Source organism: Martinezella miluonensis (assembly GCF_900094545.1).
GTDB classification, from domain to species: domain Bacteria; phylum Pseudomonadota; class Alphaproteobacteria; order Rhizobiales; family Rhizobiaceae; genus Rhizobium; species Rhizobium miluonense.
On the sequence record NZ_FMAH01000027.1, the window covers coordinates 79,295 to 95,992 of the forward strand.

17 protein-coding genes are annotated in these 16,698 nt (G+C 58.8%); 7 read left to right on the plus strand and 10 right to left on the minus strand.

Annotated features, from left to right (window positions below; genetic code table 11):
- Positions 1–37 precede the first annotated feature (37 nt).
- Positions 38–874, plus strand: coding sequence for an ABC transporter permease (locus tag GA0061102_RS20615; RefSeq protein ID WP_245298083.1), 837 nt, complete (start codon positions 38–40; stop codon positions 872–874).
- Between the two features lie 759 nt (positions 875–1,633).
- Here GA0061102_RS20615 and GA0061102_RS34090 read toward each other — a convergent pair.
- From GA0061102_RS34090 to GA0061102_RS20665, 10 genes are read right to left on the minus strand one after another with little or no spacing between them, the layout of a single operon-like run.
- Positions 1,634–2,488: an alpha/beta fold hydrolase gene (locus GA0061102_RS34090; protein WP_092852706.1), complete on the minus strand. Its 855-nt coding sequence runs from the start codon at positions 2,486–2,488 to the stop codon at positions 1,634–1,636.
- Between the two features lie 48 nt (positions 2,489–2,536).
- Complete coding sequence (locus GA0061102_RS20625; RefSeq protein ID WP_092852708.1) at positions 2,537–3,442, minus strand: metallophosphoesterase family protein; 906 nt, start codon at positions 3,440–3,442, stop codon at positions 2,537–2,539.
- 38 nt (positions 3,443–3,480) lie between these two features.
- Positions 3,481–4,221, minus strand: a complete 741-nt coding sequence (locus GA0061102_RS20630; RefSeq protein ID WP_092852710.1) for a glycerophosphodiester phosphodiesterase — start codon at positions 4,219–4,221, stop codon at positions 3,481–3,483.
- 13 nt (positions 4,222–4,234) lie between these two features.
- Positions 4,235–4,954: a phosphonate C-P lyase system protein PhnL gene (gene phnL, locus GA0061102_RS20635; protein ID WP_092852712.1), complete on the minus strand. Its 720-nt coding sequence runs from the start codon at positions 4,952–4,954 to the stop codon at positions 4,235–4,237.
- Positions 4,955–4,956: 2 nt separating this feature from the next.
- Positions 4,957–5,739 (minus strand): phosphonate C-P lyase system protein PhnK, encoded by a 783-nt coding sequence (phnK, locus tag GA0061102_RS20640; RefSeq protein WP_092852714.1) that lies wholly within the window; start codon positions 5,737–5,739, stop codon positions 4,957–4,959.
- A complete protein-coding gene (locus GA0061102_RS20645; RefSeq protein WP_092852716.1) occupies positions 5,736–6,605 on the minus strand; it encodes an alpha-D-ribose 1-methylphosphonate 5-phosphate C-P-lyase PhnJ in 870 nt (289 codons plus the stop codon). Before GA0061102_RS20645 ends, phnK begins: the two co-directional genes overlap by 4 nt.
- A complete protein-coding gene (locus tag GA0061102_RS20650) occupies positions 6,598–7,713 on the minus strand; it encodes a carbon-phosphorus lyase complex subunit (RefSeq protein ID WP_092852718.1) in 1,116 nt (371 codons plus the stop codon). Before GA0061102_RS20650 ends, GA0061102_RS20645 begins: the two co-directional genes overlap by 8 nt.
- A complete protein-coding gene (gene phnH, locus GA0061102_RS20655; RefSeq protein ID WP_159432186.1) occupies positions 7,713–8,306 on the minus strand; it encodes a phosphonate C-P lyase system protein PhnH in 594 nt (197 codons plus the stop codon). Before phnH ends, GA0061102_RS20650 begins: the two co-directional genes overlap by 1 nt.
- Positions 8,303–8,800 (minus strand): phosphonate C-P lyase system protein PhnG, encoded by a 498-nt coding sequence (gene phnG / locus GA0061102_RS20660; RefSeq protein ID WP_208858673.1) that lies wholly within the window; start codon positions 8,798–8,800, stop codon positions 8,303–8,305. The genes phnH and phnG overlap by 4 nt, the downstream gene beginning before the upstream one ends.
- Positions 8,797–9,915, minus strand: a complete 1,119-nt coding sequence (locus tag GA0061102_RS20665) for an alpha-D-ribose 1-methylphosphonate 5-triphosphate diphosphatase (protein WP_092852722.1) — start codon at positions 9,913–9,915, stop codon at positions 8,797–8,799. The genes phnG and GA0061102_RS20665 overlap by 4 nt, the downstream gene beginning before the upstream one ends.
- A 266-nt stretch (positions 9,916–10,181) precedes the next feature.
- Here GA0061102_RS20665 and phnF point away from each other — a divergent pair, with 266 nt between their 5' ends.
- From phnF to GA0061102_RS20695, 6 genes are all read left to right on the plus strand, one after another.
- Complete coding sequence (gene phnF, locus GA0061102_RS20670; protein WP_159432187.1) at positions 10,182–10,934, plus strand: phosphonate metabolism transcriptional regulator PhnF; 753 nt, start codon at positions 10,182–10,184, stop codon at positions 10,932–10,934.
- A gap of 139 nt (positions 10,935–11,073) precedes the next feature.
- Positions 11,074–12,345: an extracellular solute-binding protein gene (locus GA0061102_RS20675; RefSeq protein WP_092852726.1), complete on the plus strand. Its 1,272-nt coding sequence runs from the start codon at positions 11,074–11,076 to the stop codon at positions 12,343–12,345.
- Between the two features lie 339 nt (positions 12,346–12,684).
- Positions 12,685–13,575: an endonuclease/exonuclease/phosphatase family protein gene (locus GA0061102_RS20680; protein WP_092852728.1), complete on the plus strand. Its 891-nt coding sequence runs from the start codon at positions 12,685–12,687 to the stop codon at positions 13,573–13,575.
- Between the two features lie 150 nt (positions 13,576–13,725).
- Positions 13,726–14,916, plus strand: a complete 1,191-nt coding sequence (locus tag GA0061102_RS20685) for an ABC transporter ATP-binding protein (RefSeq protein ID WP_092852730.1) — start codon at positions 13,726–13,728, stop codon at positions 14,914–14,916.
- On the plus strand, positions 14,913–15,866 hold the full coding sequence (locus GA0061102_RS20690) for a carbohydrate ABC transporter permease (protein WP_245298085.1): 954 nt from the start codon (positions 14,913–14,915) through the stop codon (positions 15,864–15,866). Before GA0061102_RS20685 ends, GA0061102_RS20690 begins: the two co-directional genes overlap by 4 nt.
- Positions 15,863–16,698: carbohydrate ABC transporter permease (locus GA0061102_RS20695; protein WP_092852732.1), on the plus strand; the 836-nt coding region annotated here is incomplete at its 3' end. The genes GA0061102_RS20690 and GA0061102_RS20695, both read left to right, overlap by 4 nt.

Consider the following 16,698-nt stretch of genomic DNA (forward strand, 5'->3'; position numbering starts at 1 on the left):
GGCGAACCGCGGTTTCGGTTTACGCTCTCTCGCAACAATGCTCGTAAAATGCCCACCCTCTACGCTACTTGCTCTCCCGTGGGTAGCGCTCATGGTCGGGGTCGCAATCTTTGGTCCATACATTTCCCCGTATGATATCGCGGCCACAGACCTGCGGGCGCGGCTGCGGCCCCCGGTATTCTTCGAGGGCGGCGACTGGAACCATGTTCTCGGAACCGATCAGCTTGGCCGAGATGTCCTGTCCCGACTGATCTATTCGGTCAGGACCAGCATGACGATCGGCGTAATATCCACGTTCATCGCGGCTTCGCTGGGCATCTTCCTCGGTTTCCTCGCCGCGCACGCTCGCGGCCGGTTGGAACAGTTCATTCTGCTTCTGATCGACGTTCAGGCTGCGATGCCGTTCATGATCGTGGCGCTCGCCGTCCTTGCTTTCTTTGGAAACAATCTTCTGATGTTCACGATTCTGCTCGGCTTCTTTGGGTGGGAGAGGATCGCAAGGCTTGCCCGAGGCCTGGCAATGTCTGCCTCCGCTCAGGGCTACACGATTGCGGTCAAAGATCTTGGCGGATCACCCTTGCGGGTCTACGGCCTGCACATCCTGCCGAATGTGGCATCGAGCCTGATCGTGGCAATGACCCTCAATCTTCCAGAGGTGATACTTCTCGAATCCGGGCTGTCATTCCTCGGGCTGGGCGTGCAACCTCCACTTTCTAGCCTTGGGAATATGGTGGGATCAGCTCGAGACCTCATGGAAAGGGCGCCATGGCTCGTGCTGATGCCCAGTCTGGTCATCATGCTGACAGCCCTGTCGATATCGTTGCTGGGAGACTGGTTTCGGGACCAGGCAAACCCGAGCAGCAACGATCGTTGAAGCCATGTTTACAGTTTCGAGGTGTCCTTCTTGATCTGGACGGCCTCCTGCTCGATACGGAACGTCTTCAGTTTGAAGTGGGACCAGGCGTCCTGCGCGAAATGGGCCACGAAATCCCCCCCCCCCATTCTTCCGTTTGTTGGTGGGTGTCGATCGGATAGAGAGTGCGCGCCTTCTGAGCCTTAAGGTCGGCACCGCTATCGATGGCATACAGCTCGATTGGATATAGAACGAGTCAATGGACGAGCGGATGCGCGAGGGTATTCCTCTTCGGCCGGGGGTCACGACTTCCTTGATGCATTAGACGAGTGAAAATTGCCGCGCGCTATTGCAACGAATAGTGTCACCGCGAGAGCCCAGTGGAAAGTCGAATACGCTGGATTGCTGAACCGTATCGATGCCGTCATCGGAATCGACATGTTTGACCCCGTCAAACTTCCGCCTGACGTTTTATACTGCAGCGGCAAGGTCCATTTCCTGTGAAACTTCGCAACGCATTGCGTTAGACGACAGCAACCTGGGTGTAAGAGCTGCAATGGATGTGGGCATAAGTAAAGTTGTCCAGGTTCCGGATCTGGCGACGAGCCGTGATATGCGGGCTCATTACCAAGTCAGTTCCCTTGACGAGGCAAGTACTCTGCCTCAAAACTCAATCTCTCCAATCCCATGCAACGTGAGGTCCAAGAGACCGACTGAAGACGTCTGACTCAAACAGGATTCCCTTCGTACCGTAATACAAGGGATTGCGCCGAAGTTGCTTCAAGCTCCTAGAAACGCCTTGATCCCTTTCAGAACCATATCGCGCGCCGCGTAATGGGCAGAGTGGCCGACGTGGGGTACGATAAGGCATCGCGCTCCAGGAAGGATCGAAAGCAGCTCGCCCGAACTGATTGGAGGTACGAGCCAATCGAGTTCGCCCGATATGGCGAGCAGCTTCGGCTTCAGTTTAGGCAAGTGGAGTCGGACATCGTAGTCTTTTCCCATCCACAGCCGCTTGTGCGCTTCGATGTTGATCGAACTCGTTAGATCCATCGTAGATGCAAGCGCTTCGTCAGGCGATATTCCCGGTCTGTAGAGACCACGCATGGCGAATTTGCAGATCCGCCATTGAAGCTCGTTGTCGAACCCATGGCGAAGCTGTCTCTCGATCATCGCACGAGACGCTGCAGGGGCATCCTTTTCATGACGCCGGTCGAATTCGGCGAGCGCAAGTTCTTCGAATTCGTGGCTGAGTGGGGAGCCGATCGTTATCAGGTACGAGACGTCATCCGGGTACCGGAGCGCATGCAGCATCGCGATCATGCCGCCGTAGGAGAAGCCAATGACTACCGCGGGCCTATTGCCGCAAAGCTGCCGGCGGACATTTTCCAGATCGTCCACCATGATTTTAGGGCTTACATCTGCGCCCAAGGGCGACTTGCCGCAACCGCGCTGATCATAGGCCACGACACGAAATCGATCGACGAACGGTCTGAAAATCTCAAATTCGCCGGCGTGGCTTTCGGTCCCGCGCCCACCGTGAAGGCAAATCATGAGTGGCAGGCTTTCATCGCCGGCTATCGATCCGAATAGTTCGATATCGCCGCTCCGTATACGGATTTCGGTGCCTCGCATCTTGGCAACCCCCTGATGGGAAAGATCGTATCGAAAGTGTTCGATCCCCTATTCAGCGGTGGTGCCGGGATGGGTAAAGCCGGCGAACGGCCGCTCTCCTGCAAACTTCGAGTAGGTGGAGAGGCTTCCGCCCTTCATCCAGCCGCTGATGTCGGTATTCAAAAGCTCCATCGGTTCGACGGTTTTCGCCGACCAACGAGCACCAGCGATCTGCATCTCAGTAAGGCCAACCCTGCGGCGCCCATTGAACAGGTTCGGTCGCCAGTCAAACGTCATGTCCGTCGAGAAAGAGAGGGAGGGGATCCATAGATTGGGCACGCCCTCGATGACCTTCAGGCGGCTTTCATGCAGATGTCCGGAGATTTGCAGGTCGATTTGGCCGGCTTCGAGATAAGGCAGCAGCAGCTGGCGCGCTTCGGGAAACCAGAAGTGTTGGCCAATCGGCGCTTCATCCCAAGCACCGTGGCAGAAAGGCTTGTGATAAAGCGTCGCCAGCTGCCGGTTTTCACCGGTGCTGATCGCAGCCTGAAGAAACTGCCGCTGCTCCTCCTCTTCGGGAAGTCCTGAGCCGCACAAGAGACTGTTGATACCGATGAACCGCCACTGGCCGATATCATGATGCCAATAGTCGGCACCCACGATATCACGATAAGTGCTTAACCGCTCCGCGTTGATTGTCGCCTCGCCGCGAATGTCCGGAAGATTATTTCCAACATCATGATTGCCCGGCACGTTCAGCCAAGGGCAGGGAAGGCGGTCGAGCTGCGCCTTGGCGAAGGCGAGATCGTCTGGATGATGGCTGCCGTCGAGTGCGATGTCACCAATTACCAGGACAAGAGCGGGTGGCTTCTCGCAGAGGCGTTCCACCGTCATCTCCCAGTTGAACTGGAAAAAAGGGCGGGCGCGGGACAGATGCATATCCGAAATCACGACGATGTCGATCGCGTCTTTCATGATTTTCCAAACCTCGTTTTCTATACTGCTTTCTGCAATCAGCGTGCGCGACCGTATTCGGCCGATGCAAGTTCCGGCGTGTCGGTGATCACCGAGTCGATCTGAAGGTCCGCGATCTGCCGAAGCGCCTGGCTGTCGCTTGCAGTCTTGAAGCTCGACAGGGGCGCGGCGACCGCGATCGTGCCGAAGCCGGCTTCCCGGATGCTGGCGATCTTCTGATGCGTGTAGTCGTGGGGCAGCACGCGAATGAAGCTTGCGCCGATTCTCTTGGCACTATGCAGGCAGTCGCCGCCTTCCGGGAAGAAGGTTCCGATCGTCGCCTCTGATGACCTCTGACGAATGTTGCGTGCGATCTCCGGCGTGTAGGCCGAAAACAGCGAGCGGGACAGAGCATCGCGTTTGATCACTTGCGCGATGAATGCGTCGAGATCGGCTGCAGAGGCGTGTTTGACATCGACAATCACCGGGAAACCGCGAGTGAGGTCGAGAAAATCGGAGAAACGCAGGAGCGACGGCAGATGGCTGCGCGCCTCGTCAAAGGTCAGTTGCCCGATACTTGCAGAGACACCGGCCACACGCAGAAGATTATCGTCGTGCAGACATACGATATGTCCATCGGCCGTCAGATGAACGTCGGTCTCAACGGCGTCCGCGCCCCCGGCGATGGCTCGGCGAAACGATTCCCGCGTATTTTCAAGCGCGATCGTCGGTGTTCCGCGGTGCCCGATGACGAGCGGGCGCCTAAGCGACGCCAGCCTTGTTCTGTTCCAAAGCGACATATGTTCCTCTTACCTATGCGACAGCTTTTTGGTGATCCGCCTGGACCGATGCGAGCGAACTGACATTGACCAATCGGTCTGCAACTGCATCTCGAACATCCGGGTCGTGGAAGATGCCGAGCATGGCGACGCCGGCCCTTTTCTTCTCGCCGATCAGATCGATGACAACCTGACGGTTCTTAGCGTCGAGCGATGCACTGGGTTCGTCGAGCAGAAGGACCGGATGGTCCGTGATGAAGCTGCGTGCGATATTGATGCGCTGCTGCTCGCCGCCGGAAAAGGTGGCTGGTGGCAAGGCCCAGAGGGCGCTTGGTACATTCAGCCGTTCGAGCAGGGTTTCCGCACGATTGGTCGCCGTTTCGGCTTCGACCCCTTCCGAGATCAGGGGTTCCGCGACCAGATCGATAGCTGAAACTCTCGGGACTACACGCAGGAACTGGCTGACATAGCCGATCGTTTTTCGCCTGACCTGCTTCATTAAGCGAGGGTCGGCCAAGGCGATATCGACGCTGCCACCAAGATGTTCGATCAGGATCTGCCCCGATTCAACGCCGTAAGTCCCATAGATCATCTTGAGCACGGAGCTCTTGCCGGCGCCCGACGGACCGTTGAGGACGACGCATTCGCCACTTTCGACGGCAAAGGATAGCGCGGAAATGACCGGGATGCGAATACCGCCACGCAGGTGCATGACGAACTGTTTGCCGATGTCTGTGATTATGAGAGCGGCCATGGTTATACCTGAAGAACGGAAGAAACGAGGAGTTGGGTATAGGCCTGGCGCGGGTCCTCAAGGACCCGGTCGGCCAATCCGGTTTCGATGACGCGGCCACCTTGCATGACCATGAGGCGATCGGAGAGCAACCGGGCAACTCCGAGATCGTGTGTGACGATCACCGCGGCCAGGTTGAATTCCCTGACCAGGCGCCGCAGGAGATCGAGGAGCTTTGCCTGAACGGAGACGTCGAGGCCGCCGGTCGGTTCGTCCATCAGAACAAGCTGCGGATGCGTGACCAGGCCACGGGCAATCTGCAGACGCTGCTGCATGCCGCCTGAAAAGGTCTGTGGCAGATCATCAATACGCGCCTGGTCTATCTCGACATTGCGCAGCCATTTCAATGCGACGTCGCGCAGCGAGCCATAATGGCGCTGTCCGCCCGTCATCAATGGTTCCGAAATATTTCCGCCCGCGCTGACGCCGAGGCGCAATCCATCCCGGGCGTTCTGATGGATCAGAGACAACATCGACGGAAGCAACTGCTCCCGCTCGGCTTCGTCCATTTCCCATAAATCACGATCGGCCTGGCCCGGAACCGCGATGGTCACCGTGCCCTGATCCGGTCGGGTCATTCCCGCAAGGCATTTGAGGAGCGTCGATTTTCCCGAGCCGCTTTCGCCGACGATTCCGAGAACTTCGCCACGATGCAGCGAAAAGGAAACGTCCCGGCATGCGGCGCGGTCGCCAAAGAATTTGCCGAGGCCTTCGACCTTGAGGATTTCTTCCGTCTTGTCGGTCATCGCGATGCTCCTTCGGACTGGCGGTCATTGCAGTAGGACGTATCGGAGCAGACGAACTGCCTCGTGCCGACGTCATCGAGGAGCGCCTCGTCGAGATAGCTGTCAGTGGCGCCGCAGAGCGCGCAGGATTCTGACCACTTCTGAACCTCGAAAGGATGATCTTCGAAGTCGAGGCTTTGTACATCAGTAAAGGGCGGGATCGCGTAGATGCGGCGTTCGCGACCCGCACCGAAAATCGTCAAGGCACGGCTGTGATTGAGCTTGGGGTTGTCGAATTTCGGTACCGGGGACGGCGATGAGAGGTACCGTGCGTGGACGCGGACCGGATAGTCGTGCGACATGACGATGTGACCGTAGCGAGCGATGTCCTCATAGAGCCGCACCTGCATGACCCCGTATCGTGCGAAGGCATGCAGCTTGCGGCTCTGCTCTTCGGAGGTGATTAGACGTCTCAGCGGCTCCGGCTGTGGCACCTGCATGACGAGGATCTGGTTGTCTTCGAGCTTGCGTTCGGGAATGCGGTGGCGGCTCTGGATGATCGTTGCCTCGCCCGTATGCTCCGTCGTCTGGGCACCGGCGACATGGGCAAAGAAGCGGCGGATCGAGACTGCATTGGTGGTGTCGTCCGCGCCCTGATCGATAACCTTGAGACGATCCGGCAGGCCGATGATGCTTGCCGTGACCTGGATGCCGCCCGTTCCCCAGCCCGGAGGCAAGGGAACTTCGCGATCGCCGAAGGGTACCTGATAGCCAGGGATCGAGACCGCCTTCAAAATGGCACGCCGGATGATGCGTTTGGTCTGCTCGTCGAGGAAACCGAAGCAGTAGCCGTCTTCATCCTGCCGAATATCTATATCGTCAATCATGGTCTTGTTCTTTCGATGCGGCTTGCTCCGCGCGCTTGTCGTAATCGTCGCGAAGCTGCTTGAGTAGCTGCTGTTCCGCCTGGAAATCGACGTAATGCGGCAGCTTAAGGTGCTGCACGAGACCGGAGGCCTGGACGCTGTCCGAATGGGAAAGAACGAACTCTTCGTCCTGAGCCGGATAGCTCTTTTCCTCGCCGAACTCGCCGCCCCGCAAAGCGCGGTCAACTACCGCCACCGACAAGGCCTTTCGCTCGCTATGACCGAATAACAGGCCGTATCCTCGCGTATAATGCGGTGCGGTATCGAGCTTGCCCGTCGTCAGATGGACTGTGCGGCATTCGGTAACCTTGACGCTGCCGATACCGACCTCCAGCCCGAGTTCGGGGATCTCGACGACGACCGACACGTCACCATGACGCATCTCGCCGACATAGGGATGGTTTCGGCCATAGCCGCGCATGGTCGAGTAGCACAGACCCATCAGAAAGCCTTCGTCTCCGCGCGCAAGGTTTTGCAAACGCTGGTCGCGGCTCGATGGAAAATTCATCGGCTCCCGCGTCAAATCAGCAACGGGCTTGTCGTCGACTGGCAGTTCTGCCTCGATGATGTCCGTCCTGCTAAAGAAGCCGCCATCATGACGCAGGGTAAGCGTCGCTTCGTCGGGCTCGACTTCGACGGGGAGCCCATCTGCGTCCTCGCCTTTCCGCATAAGGGAAAAGTCGAGCAGCCGGTGCGTATAGTCATAGGTCGGCCCGAGGTATTGGCCGCCTGGAACGTCCTTGTGGGTCGTGGAGATACGGCGACGCACCAACATGGCTGCAGTGTCGAGAGGCTTCGTAAATCCGAACCGGGGGATCGTGCTTCGGTAGGCGCGTAAAAGATAGATCGCTTCGATCAGATCGCCTTCAGCTTGCTTGATCGCGAGTGCAGCAAGCGTCGGGTCATAGAGCGACCCCTCGTTCATGACGCGATCGACAGCAAGCGACAGTTGTTCGCGGACCTGCTCGACGGAGAGATTTGCAACAGTCGGGTCGCCCCGTCGACGCTTCGAGACGATGCGATGAGAAGCGTCGATCGCTTTTTCACCGCCCTTGATGGAGGTAACCATTACGCGCTCGCTTTCGTGGTGCGTGGCAGTGCCATCACCGCCGTTCCGTCGGTGAGGTACAGGTCGATGCCGCAGGGATAGCGGTTGGAATTCTCGTTCCAGATTTGCCAGAACCCTTCCGGCAGACCCGCAGGGCTGATGGAAATGGCCGCCTCGATGCCAGGCCCTCGAAGGACGACCTCTGGGCCACCGGTCAGCGAAGGCACCTGAACGACGAGCGTCGCACTACGATCCGGATAGGCGCTGTCACCGGATGGGAAGGCCGCGAGATCGAGCAAAAGGCTCGGGGTGACGATGACGGCGAAACTCGCTGCCGACTTTTCTCCTACCAGCGGCGCGCCGGTATGGAAGCGCAGGTAGCGAACAACTTCCTCACTGAGCAATTCCGGATCGAGCCAGACGGACGTCGTTTCGTCGAACAGTGTCAACGCGATCGCGCACAGCGCAAGGCTGAACCGGGCAGGAGCCGACGTCGGGAGCGGCGGATATTGGAGAGTCCCAGGGCGGGAGCTTGCCGACAGCAGGGCTCGGAAGGCCTGTTGGGTATCGTGGGTCGGATTGCCGAACTGGGCAGCTATGGCTTCAGTGCTCACAGTTGAACTCCTTCGCGGGCCAGCATGGTGAAGTCGACTTTGCTGCTGAGCGTTTCGGCAGTGACAGCAGCCTTGCGCTTGGCCTTCGATCGCTCAAGTCTGGCAATGAAGGCGAAAATCGTATCCGAGCCTTCGCCTTGCTCCTTCAGAAGGAGGGCGTCGAAGAGAGCCGCAAGCGCTGCGTGGCGCTTGTTCCTGCCCATGACGTAGCCGACACCGATCTCGCCGGTGGCGAGCTGCAAGGTGCAACGGGTGACGGTGACGTCGCCGAGATTGAACTGCATTCCCGTTCCACCCGCGCGCGCGCGGATCATCGCGGAACCGAGTTCGGGGCGGCGAAGCCATATGAATGCTGGATGGGGTATCGCGGCCCACTGCGCCTCAAGTTCCTCTGGCAATGCTTCCGCGAGGAAGGTCAACCATGCCGCCCGATCATAGACCGGGGTGTTGCCATCCGCTGCTGACAGCTCGGTTTTGTTTGTCTGAATTGTCACAGGGCCAGTCCCCCTTCCACCCAGACATTGCGGACGATCGGAGCGCCATCGACCTCGGTGACGCGCAGCAGGTCTGCGCGACGTCCGACGGCCAGCTCGCCGCGATCTTTGAGGCCGAAAAGCTCGGCTGGACGCTTGCTGCCCATGGCGACGGCAGCCGGCAGTTCGATACAGTTATCTTCACCGGCCAGCCGCCAGATTGCGTAAAGGATGCTCGAGGGGATGTAATCGGAGCAGATGACGTCGACCAGCCCATCCTTCGCTAATTCGATGCCCGAAACATTGCCGATATGCGATCGGCCAGCAACGATGTTGGGGCCGCCGATGATCGTGGTCATATTTGCCGCACGGGCCGCGACCGCAGATTCCATCGTGATCGGAAATTCAGAAATCGTCATGCCGAAGCCCTGGCCCTCGGCGATATGGGCCGCCGTGGTATCGTCATGGCTGGAAAATTCGATCCCGTGCTGCTTGCAGAGCGCGACGATCTTCGAACGGTTCTCAGACGCAAGATCCGGTCCGTTGGGAGCGGCAGCAATTTCCGACTCGATGACTTCCTCGGACACGCCCTTGCGCTTTTCGAGCTTGCGGTAGCGATTTGGATCGCGCAGCGGGCCGTCGTCCATGATCGTCACGTAACGCAACGTCGGTTCATCGAGATAGGGTTTCAGGAGATCGACGATATCGACTTCGCGTGTATCGCAGCGCAGGTGAAGGAAGTGATCGACCTTCAGCAGAGCGGCCTTGCGCGCATCTTTCAGGCCTTCGATCATCATCGGCAGAATCTTGCGACGGTCCGGGTTTCCGACCGCGCCGACGATCAGGGAATCGAAGACCGTCGTGATGCCGCCCGCTGCAAGCACGGCATCCTGGGTGCGAATCGCATTCACCTTGTTCCAGAAGACACCGGCGCGTGGCATGATCTGCTTCTCGAGATGGTCGGTATGGACATCGATCAGGCCGGGGAGGAGATAGTCGCCGCCGAAATCGATCGCATCTTCGACGATCTCGTCTGTTTCCATTATCTCGGCGATTTTGCCGTCCACCACCTTCAAGGTGCCCTTGACGATAGTCGTTCCCGTGACGATCCGGGCATTTGTGATAATTGATTCCACGTTTCACACTGCAGCGGCGCCAAAAGGCACGCGCTCCTTCAAGTTTGGGTTTTGATGCGAGCTGTCTTGCGTCAGTGGTGGCAGGGCTAAGAGGCCCAGATGATGCTTGGGCGACAATTGCGCGACAATCCAGTGACGTAATAGGTATGTCTCCTCGATTCATACCTTCTAACCTGTCCCGTTCAGCTTGCCGGCCGCTTGACATCGAACTATCTGTCGGCGCTGAGATGCCCGAAATATGTGAGATGATTGCTGCGAGGCGTTCAATGAGCAGTTCACCGACGGATCGGCCTACCCTTCACGACCGCCGTGGGGCGTCCACTCTCTGGCGTGCGGTGGCCGAGCGTATCGAACAGGACATAAGGAGCTTCCGCTACAAGCCGGGCGAACGCCTGCCAACGGAATTCGAGCTCGCGGAGATTTTCAACGTCCATCGCAACACAATCAGGCGGGCAATGAACGTCTTGCGCGAGCGCAATCTGCTCCGGATCGAGCAAGGCAGAGGAACATTCGTCAAGGAACGAATGGTGCGCCATACGCTTGGTCCCAAGACCAGGCTCACGGCTGCTCTTCGCGACATCGACCGACTTGGCGAACGCCGGTTCATCGGAAGCAGTCGCATCCGCGTTACCGAGGACATCGCAAAAGCCTTGAGGGTGGCCAGAAATCGATTCGTGCGAAAGGTCGATACGTTGACGGTCGTCGATGGTTTCGTCGTGTCCATGTCGTCGAGCTTTTTCCCATTACCACGTTTCGAAGGGATAGAAGCCTTGATCGAGGAGACGGGCAGCTTCAGCCAATCCTGGCAGCGGCTTGGCGTAGCCGATTACCAACGTCGCGAAGCGCATATTACGGCGGTCGCCCTTCCGCGCGAGGATGCGGAGATACTGTCCATGGCTCGTGGACAGCCTGCGATCTTCATCACCAATATCAATGTCGACATGGATGATATCCCGATCGTCGTTTCCTATACGCGCATTGCGCCACAGCATATGCAACTGGTCGTCCGGTTCGACTGATCCTGTACCTATTGCGCATAGGCACCACATCGGTCAGCCAACTGTCACAGTTTCTACATCCGATCTTTGCAGAGCCTCCGCATTTCGTGGCGCACGTTCTGCTGCTCAGGCGTGAGCAGTACGCGAAGTGGAGAAACGCATGTTGAAACGGACCCTTTTCGTCGCCGCGGCGACGCTTGCCTCTTTTGTCTCGACAGCCAAGGCTGACACGGTTTTGACTGTGTCCTATGCACTGGCGAGTTCATATAAGGCCACCCAGGAAGAGATCGCGAAGATGTTCGAGGCATCTCACCCCGGCGTCAAGATCGTTTTCCGTGCGCCGATGGCCACCTATGACGATGTCGTCAGCGATCTTCTCCGTGCCAAGGTCACTGGTGGCGCACCGGACGTCGCCTATGTGGGCATGAACCATATTGGTCTCGCCGCCGACCGCGGCATCGCCATTCCGCTGGATCGATTGGTAAAGGACGCGAGCGAGCTTGACGGTCTTGGATACTATCCATTCATCCTGTCGCTCGGCCGTGTCAACGGGAAGCTATATGGCGTTCCCTTTGCTATTTCGCTGCCGGTCCTGCACGTCAATCTCGATCTGGTGGAAAAGGCGGGCGGTTCGCTTGAAAACTTTCCGGCCACCTGGGAGGGCGTCACGGATCTTGGCCGGAAGATCGCCAAGCTCGATGGAAAGCCGATCGGCTTTACCTTTCAGTATGATGCGTGGGGCAGCTGGACGCTCAACAACCTGGTCGCCAGCGCCGGTGGCCGCATGGATGGAGCAAACGGTTGCGGAACCGGCTTCGAAAGCGAGGAAGGCCGCTGGGCCTTCGACACGTTGCAGATGTTTCACGACAAGGGAATGCCGGCTCTCACCTGGCAGCAGGTGCCGCAGGCCTTCGCCGCCGGCACGGTCGGTATTGCGGCTGCATCCGGGTCTTCAATCGTAAAATACGAGCAGCAGTCCAAGGGTAAATTTCGATACGCCACGCTGCCGTTTCCGATGAAGGCTGCGAATGGAACGCTGGCGGCTGGCGGTTCCTTAGTCATCAACACGGCATCAGGCGCAGAGAAGCAAAAAATGGCCTGGGAATACATCAAGTTTGCAACCGGACCCGAGGCCCAGACCGTGATGGTGAAGAATAGCGGCTATCTTCCCGTCAGCGAAATTGCGGCCGAGACGCCGAATTACCTCGGGGACTATTTCAAAGTACATACGAACCAAGCCGTTCAGCTCAACCAGATGAAGACACTTTCACCGTGGTTCATCTGGCCTGGCGAAAGCGGCATCAAAATCTTCTCGGTCGTACAGAACCAGATCGACGCAATAATCGGAGGCAAGGCAAGGGCCGCCGACGTCGTCCCGGAGCTCGCCAAAGAAGTCGGCGTAATGCTTCCCACCTGCAAGGCGTCGAAGTGAGATATTTCAGCCGGGTCACCCAAGGCCCGGCTGAAATATGCGCCACGCCGTGCCGGCGCGCGCTTACTCTATCGCCGGAAAATCTCACTTGCTCCGCGACGCCATATGAATTGTCAATTCATCCGCAATCCGTCGCGTTTTTGTCATGCAAGTGATGTCAATCTGTCAAAGCGTGACGGCAATAGAGGAAGTGGGAGGGTATGCTTTCTCCGATCGACCGGGCAGCAGGGCAAGTTGCGGACACTGTCCGCATCATGCGCGCCAAAACCTTCCACATGAGCGCGTTTTCAACAGTCAGGCAGTGCCTAGCCGTCGCACATTCTTTCGAAAGGGAACATCATGCTGCTTGCCAGCTACAACATTCGCTACGGCGTCGGAAAAGATGATCGCTACGATCTCAATCGGGCGCTCTCTGACGTCCAGTCTGCCGATATCATTGCGTTTCAGGAGGTGGACGTCGGCTGGAAGCGGACGAATTTCGACGATCAGGTCGAATTTATCCGTGCTCGCTTTCCCGACTACACGATCGCATGGGGACCGAATATCGACACGATGTCGTCGGGTGGACGTACAGGCCGTCGTCAGCACGGCAATGCGATCCTGTCACGATATCCGATCCTTTCGATCCGAAATTTCCTGCTTCCCAAATATGGCTCCCTCGACTTTCTCGATCAGCAGAAAGGCATACTGGAAGCGTTGATCGACACGCCCGCTGGTCTTATCCGGGTCTATTCGACACATTTTTGCAGCACGTCGCCTGCGCAATCGCAACTGCAGGCCGAGTGGCTGCTGCGCCATCATCAGGATGCCCAGGGAAGGGGTCCGGTTCTTGCAGGCTACCATGCGGACCCGGCCTGGACCTCGGAACTTGGCCTGCCGTCGATGCCTTCTGCCGCGGTCGTGATGGGTGACCTGAACTTCAAGGCTGCGGCGCGCGCTTACGAGGTTCTCGTCGGCGACTATTCCCCGCGATACGGAAATCTTGCGCGCCGTGATGGTTTTCTCGACGCCTGGGTCGAGTGCAACAAAAGCCATTCGCGCGAGACCTGGGATCAGATTGGTGCCACCGTCCTCGTCGATCACGTCAAGAGAATTGACTACTGCCTTGTGACGCCCGACCTTCGTCCGTTGTTAAGTCGGTCATGGGTGGATCACGGTGCATCGGGATCGGATCATCAGCCCGTGTTCGTCGAGCTCGAAGAGAACTTAGGCAAAGCCCGCGAAGAATAAAGAGCCCAGGAATGAATCCGGAATTCATACCGTATTCGTTGCACGGACGTCATCAAACTGATGTGGGCCTGTCTTGCTTCGATTGTCTTAGTCTCCGCGATTGAGCGGGTGAGGCTAGAGCCGAGCTGAAACTGATTAGAGTTAGATTAAATGGCCAGTATAACCATCGACCATGTGCACAAATCCTTTGGCGCGACCTCCGTTCTTCACGGCGTGTCGTTGTCGATTGCGGATGGTGAGTTTCTGACGCTGCTTGGGCCGTCGGGTTGCGGCAAGTCGACGTTGTTGCGGATTCTTGCCGGTCTGGAGGTGCAGAGCGGCGGCTCGCTGTCGATCGGCGAACGGGTAGTGGACGGGGTGCGACCGAAGAAGCGCGACGTGGCGATGGTGTTCCAGTCCTATGCGCTCTATCCGCATATGACGGTTGCGGCCAACATGGCGCTGCCGCTGCGCATGCGCCGCCTGTCGTCATGGCAGCGCCTGCCGTTGATCGGCCGGTTCATGCCGGGCACGAAGGTTGCGGTTGCCGGGATCGACGAGGATGTCAGGCGGACCGCCGAAGCCTTGGGCATCGGCCATCTTCTCGACCGCAAGCCGGGGCAGCTATCGGGCGGCCAGCGCCAGCGCGTGGCGGTCGGCCGCGCCATGGTGCGCCAGCCCGCCGTTTTCCTGATGGATGAGCCGCTGTCGAACCTCGACGCCAAGCTCAGGGTGCAGATGCGCGCCGAGATCAAGGAACTGCACAAGCGTCTCGGCGTCACCTTCGTCTATGTGACCCACGACCAGTCGGAAGCCATGACCATGTCGGATCGGGTGGCCGTCATGCTCGACGGCAATCTGTTGCAGGTGGCGCCGCCGCAGGAGATTTATGCCGATCCCGAGGATCGCCGCGTCGCCGAGTTCATCGGCTCGCCGAAGATCAACCTCCTTGAAGCGAGGGTCATGGAAGCCGGATCGGCCGATGCCGCCGGCACGATCTTTTCGATCACGGCCGATGTCGCCCCCGGTGACGCTCTGTCGCTCGGCATTCGCCCCGAGGCCTTCTTCCTGACCGACAGCCATGGTCCGAACGTCTTGACCGGTTCAGTGCATCTCGTGGAGCACATGGGCTCCGATCTCTTCGTCCATCTCGACGTGCCGGGTCATGCTTCTCCAGTGATCGCAAGGCTTCTGGCGGAACGGGCGCCGCATATCAGCGAGGGCCAGACCCTGCATCTCGGCGTCAAGCCGGATCGGCTACTTTTGTTTGGGGCCGACGGCATGCGCATCCGCCCGACTGTTACCACCGCGCCAGCCAATACCGATGCCAAGGTTCTGTCGCTGAAGGAGCGCACCCAATGAGCCTGACTGCATCCACCACGGCAGGTCACGCCGCTGCGCTCGCCGCCGGCGGAGCGCAAAAGGCGCTTCGTCGCCACCGGCTCGCCGAGACGTTTACTGCCTGGTCGCTGGCTGGTCCTGCGCTGATCTGCCTCGTCATCCTGTTCTTCCTGCCGGTCTTCGCCGTCTTTGCCATTGCGCTGACCGACTGGCAGTTCGGGGCCAACTCGATGTCCTTCGTCGGCATCGCCAACTTCAAGGAAGTGTTCTCCGACGAGGGCTTCCGCGCCTCCTTCGTCAACACGATCGTCTATGTGGCGATCGTCGTGCCCGGCACGATCGTGCTCGGCCTTGTGATCGCGCTTCTGATCGAAAGCGGCAAGTCATGCCGCGCCTTCTACCGTGCCATCCACTTCCTGCCCTTCATGGCGACTCTGACGGCGATGGCGATTGCCTGGGAGGCGCTGCTGCACCCGACGATCGGTCTCGTCAACCAGACACTGGCATCGCTCGGGCTTCCCACCGCCAACTGGCTGCGCGACGAAGGCACCGTGCTGCCGGTGCTGGCCGTGATCGGCATCTGGCAGAACCTCGGTTACGCCATGGTGCTGTTCCTCGCCGGCCTGAAGTCGATCCCGCAGGATCTCTACGATGCCGCCGATATCGACGGCGCCGATCTGTGGCTCGACCGGTTGCGTACCGTCACGCTCCCTATGCTTGGGCCGGTCACCATGTTTGTCTTCATCGTCGTGGCACTGAAGGCCTTCGAGACCTTCGACACCGTGCAGATCCTCACCCAGGGCGGCCCGGGCCATGCGTCCGAGATGCTGCTCTTCACGCTCTATCGCGAGAGCTTCCAGTATCTGCGCACCGGTTATGGCGCCTCCGTCGCCGTCATCTTCCTCGTCATCGTTGTCCTCCTGACGCTGATCCAGGCGCGTGTGATGGACAAGAAGGTTCACTACCAATGAGCACCGTCCAGCCAAGAGGCCTTGCCGTTCCGGCCGCCATCACCCGTCATGCCGTGCTTCTGATATCGGGCGCGCTCATCCTCATCCCCTTCGTGTGGATGGTCTCGCTGTCGATCAAGCCGCCGGGCGAGATCTTTCGTGCTTCCTTCTCCTTCTGGCCGAACCAGTTCTACGGCATCGAGAACTACACCAGGGCCCTGACCGAGGCGCCATTACCGCAATATATGCTCAACGGCATCATCGTCTGCACGTCGATCGTCATCCTGCAGGTCCTGGTCTGCGCGCCGGCGGCTTATGCGCTCGCCAAACTCGACTTCCCCGGCAAGAACCTGCTCTTCGCCATGGTGCTGATCGCGCTCATCCTGCCGCATGAGGTGCTCTCCCTGCCGCTGTTCATCCTCGGCTACCAGATCGGCATCCTCAACACCTATGGCGCGCTGATCTTCCCCTATATCGTCTCGCCCTTCGGCATCTTCCTGTTCCGGCAGTTCTTCAAGACCATCCCCGACGACGTCGTCCATGCCGCACGCCTCGACGGTCTGTCCGAACTTGGCATCGTCTGGAAGATCATGGTGCCGATGGCGCTGCCCGCCATCATCGCCTTCGGCATCTTCTCGATCGTCGGCCACTGGAACAGCCTGTTCTGGCCGCTCATCGCCGTGCGCGACCAAAACCTCATGCCGCCGCCGCTCGGCATCATGGCCTTCAAGAACGAAGAAGCCGGCAACGATTACGGTCCCCTCATGGCGGCCTCAACAATTGTCGTCGCCCCTCTCATCGTCGCATTCCTCTCCGCTCAAAGATGGTTCGTCGAAGGAATGACCGGAGGGGC

Coding starts and splice junctions, on each gene's coding strand:
- GA0061102_RS20615 (WP_245298083.1), top strand. CDS start 38: ATGCTCGTAAAATGCCCACCCTCTACGCTACTTGCTCTCCCGTGGGTA.
- phnF (WP_159432187.1), top strand. CDS start 10,182: ATGAGCAGTTCACCGACGGATCGGCCTACCCTTCACGACCGCCGTGGG.
- GA0061102_RS20645 (WP_092852716.1), bottom strand. CDS start 6,605: ATGATTGACGATATAGATATTCGGCAGGATGAAGACGGCTACTGCTTC.
- GA0061102_RS20685 (WP_092852730.1), top strand. CDS start 13,726: ATGGCCAGTATAACCATCGACCATGTGCACAAATCCTTTGGCGCGACC.
- GA0061102_RS20630 (WP_092852710.1), bottom strand. CDS start 4,221: ATGTCGCTTTGGAACAGAACAAGGCTGGCGTCGCTTAGGCGCCCGCTC.
- phnK (WP_092852714.1), bottom strand. CDS start 5,739: ATGACCGACAAGACGGAAGAAATCCTCAAGGTCGAAGGCCTCGGCAAA.
- GA0061102_RS20675 (WP_092852726.1), top strand. CDS start 11,074: ATGTTGAAACGGACCCTTTTCGTCGCCGCGGCGACGCTTGCCTCTTTT.
- GA0061102_RS20650 (WP_092852718.1), bottom strand. CDS start 7,713: ATGGTTACCTCCATCAAGGGCGGTGAAAAAGCGATCGACGCTTCTCAT.
- GA0061102_RS20690 (WP_245298085.1), top strand. CDS start 14,913: ATGAGCCTGACTGCATCCACCACGGCAGGTCACGCCGCTGCGCTCGCC.
- GA0061102_RS20680 (WP_092852728.1), top strand. CDS start 12,685: ATGCTGCTTGCCAGCTACAACATTCGCTACGGCGTCGGAAAAGATGAT.
- GA0061102_RS20625 (WP_092852708.1), bottom strand. CDS start 3,442: ATGAAAGACGCGATCGACATCGTCGTGATTTCGGATATGCATCTGTCC.
- GA0061102_RS34090 (WP_092852706.1), bottom strand. CDS start 2,488: ATGCGAGGCACCGAAATCCGTATACGGAGCGGCGATATCGAACTATTC.
- phnL (WP_092852712.1), bottom strand. CDS start 4,954: ATGGCCGCTCTCATAATCACAGACATCGGCAAACAGTTCGTCATGCAC.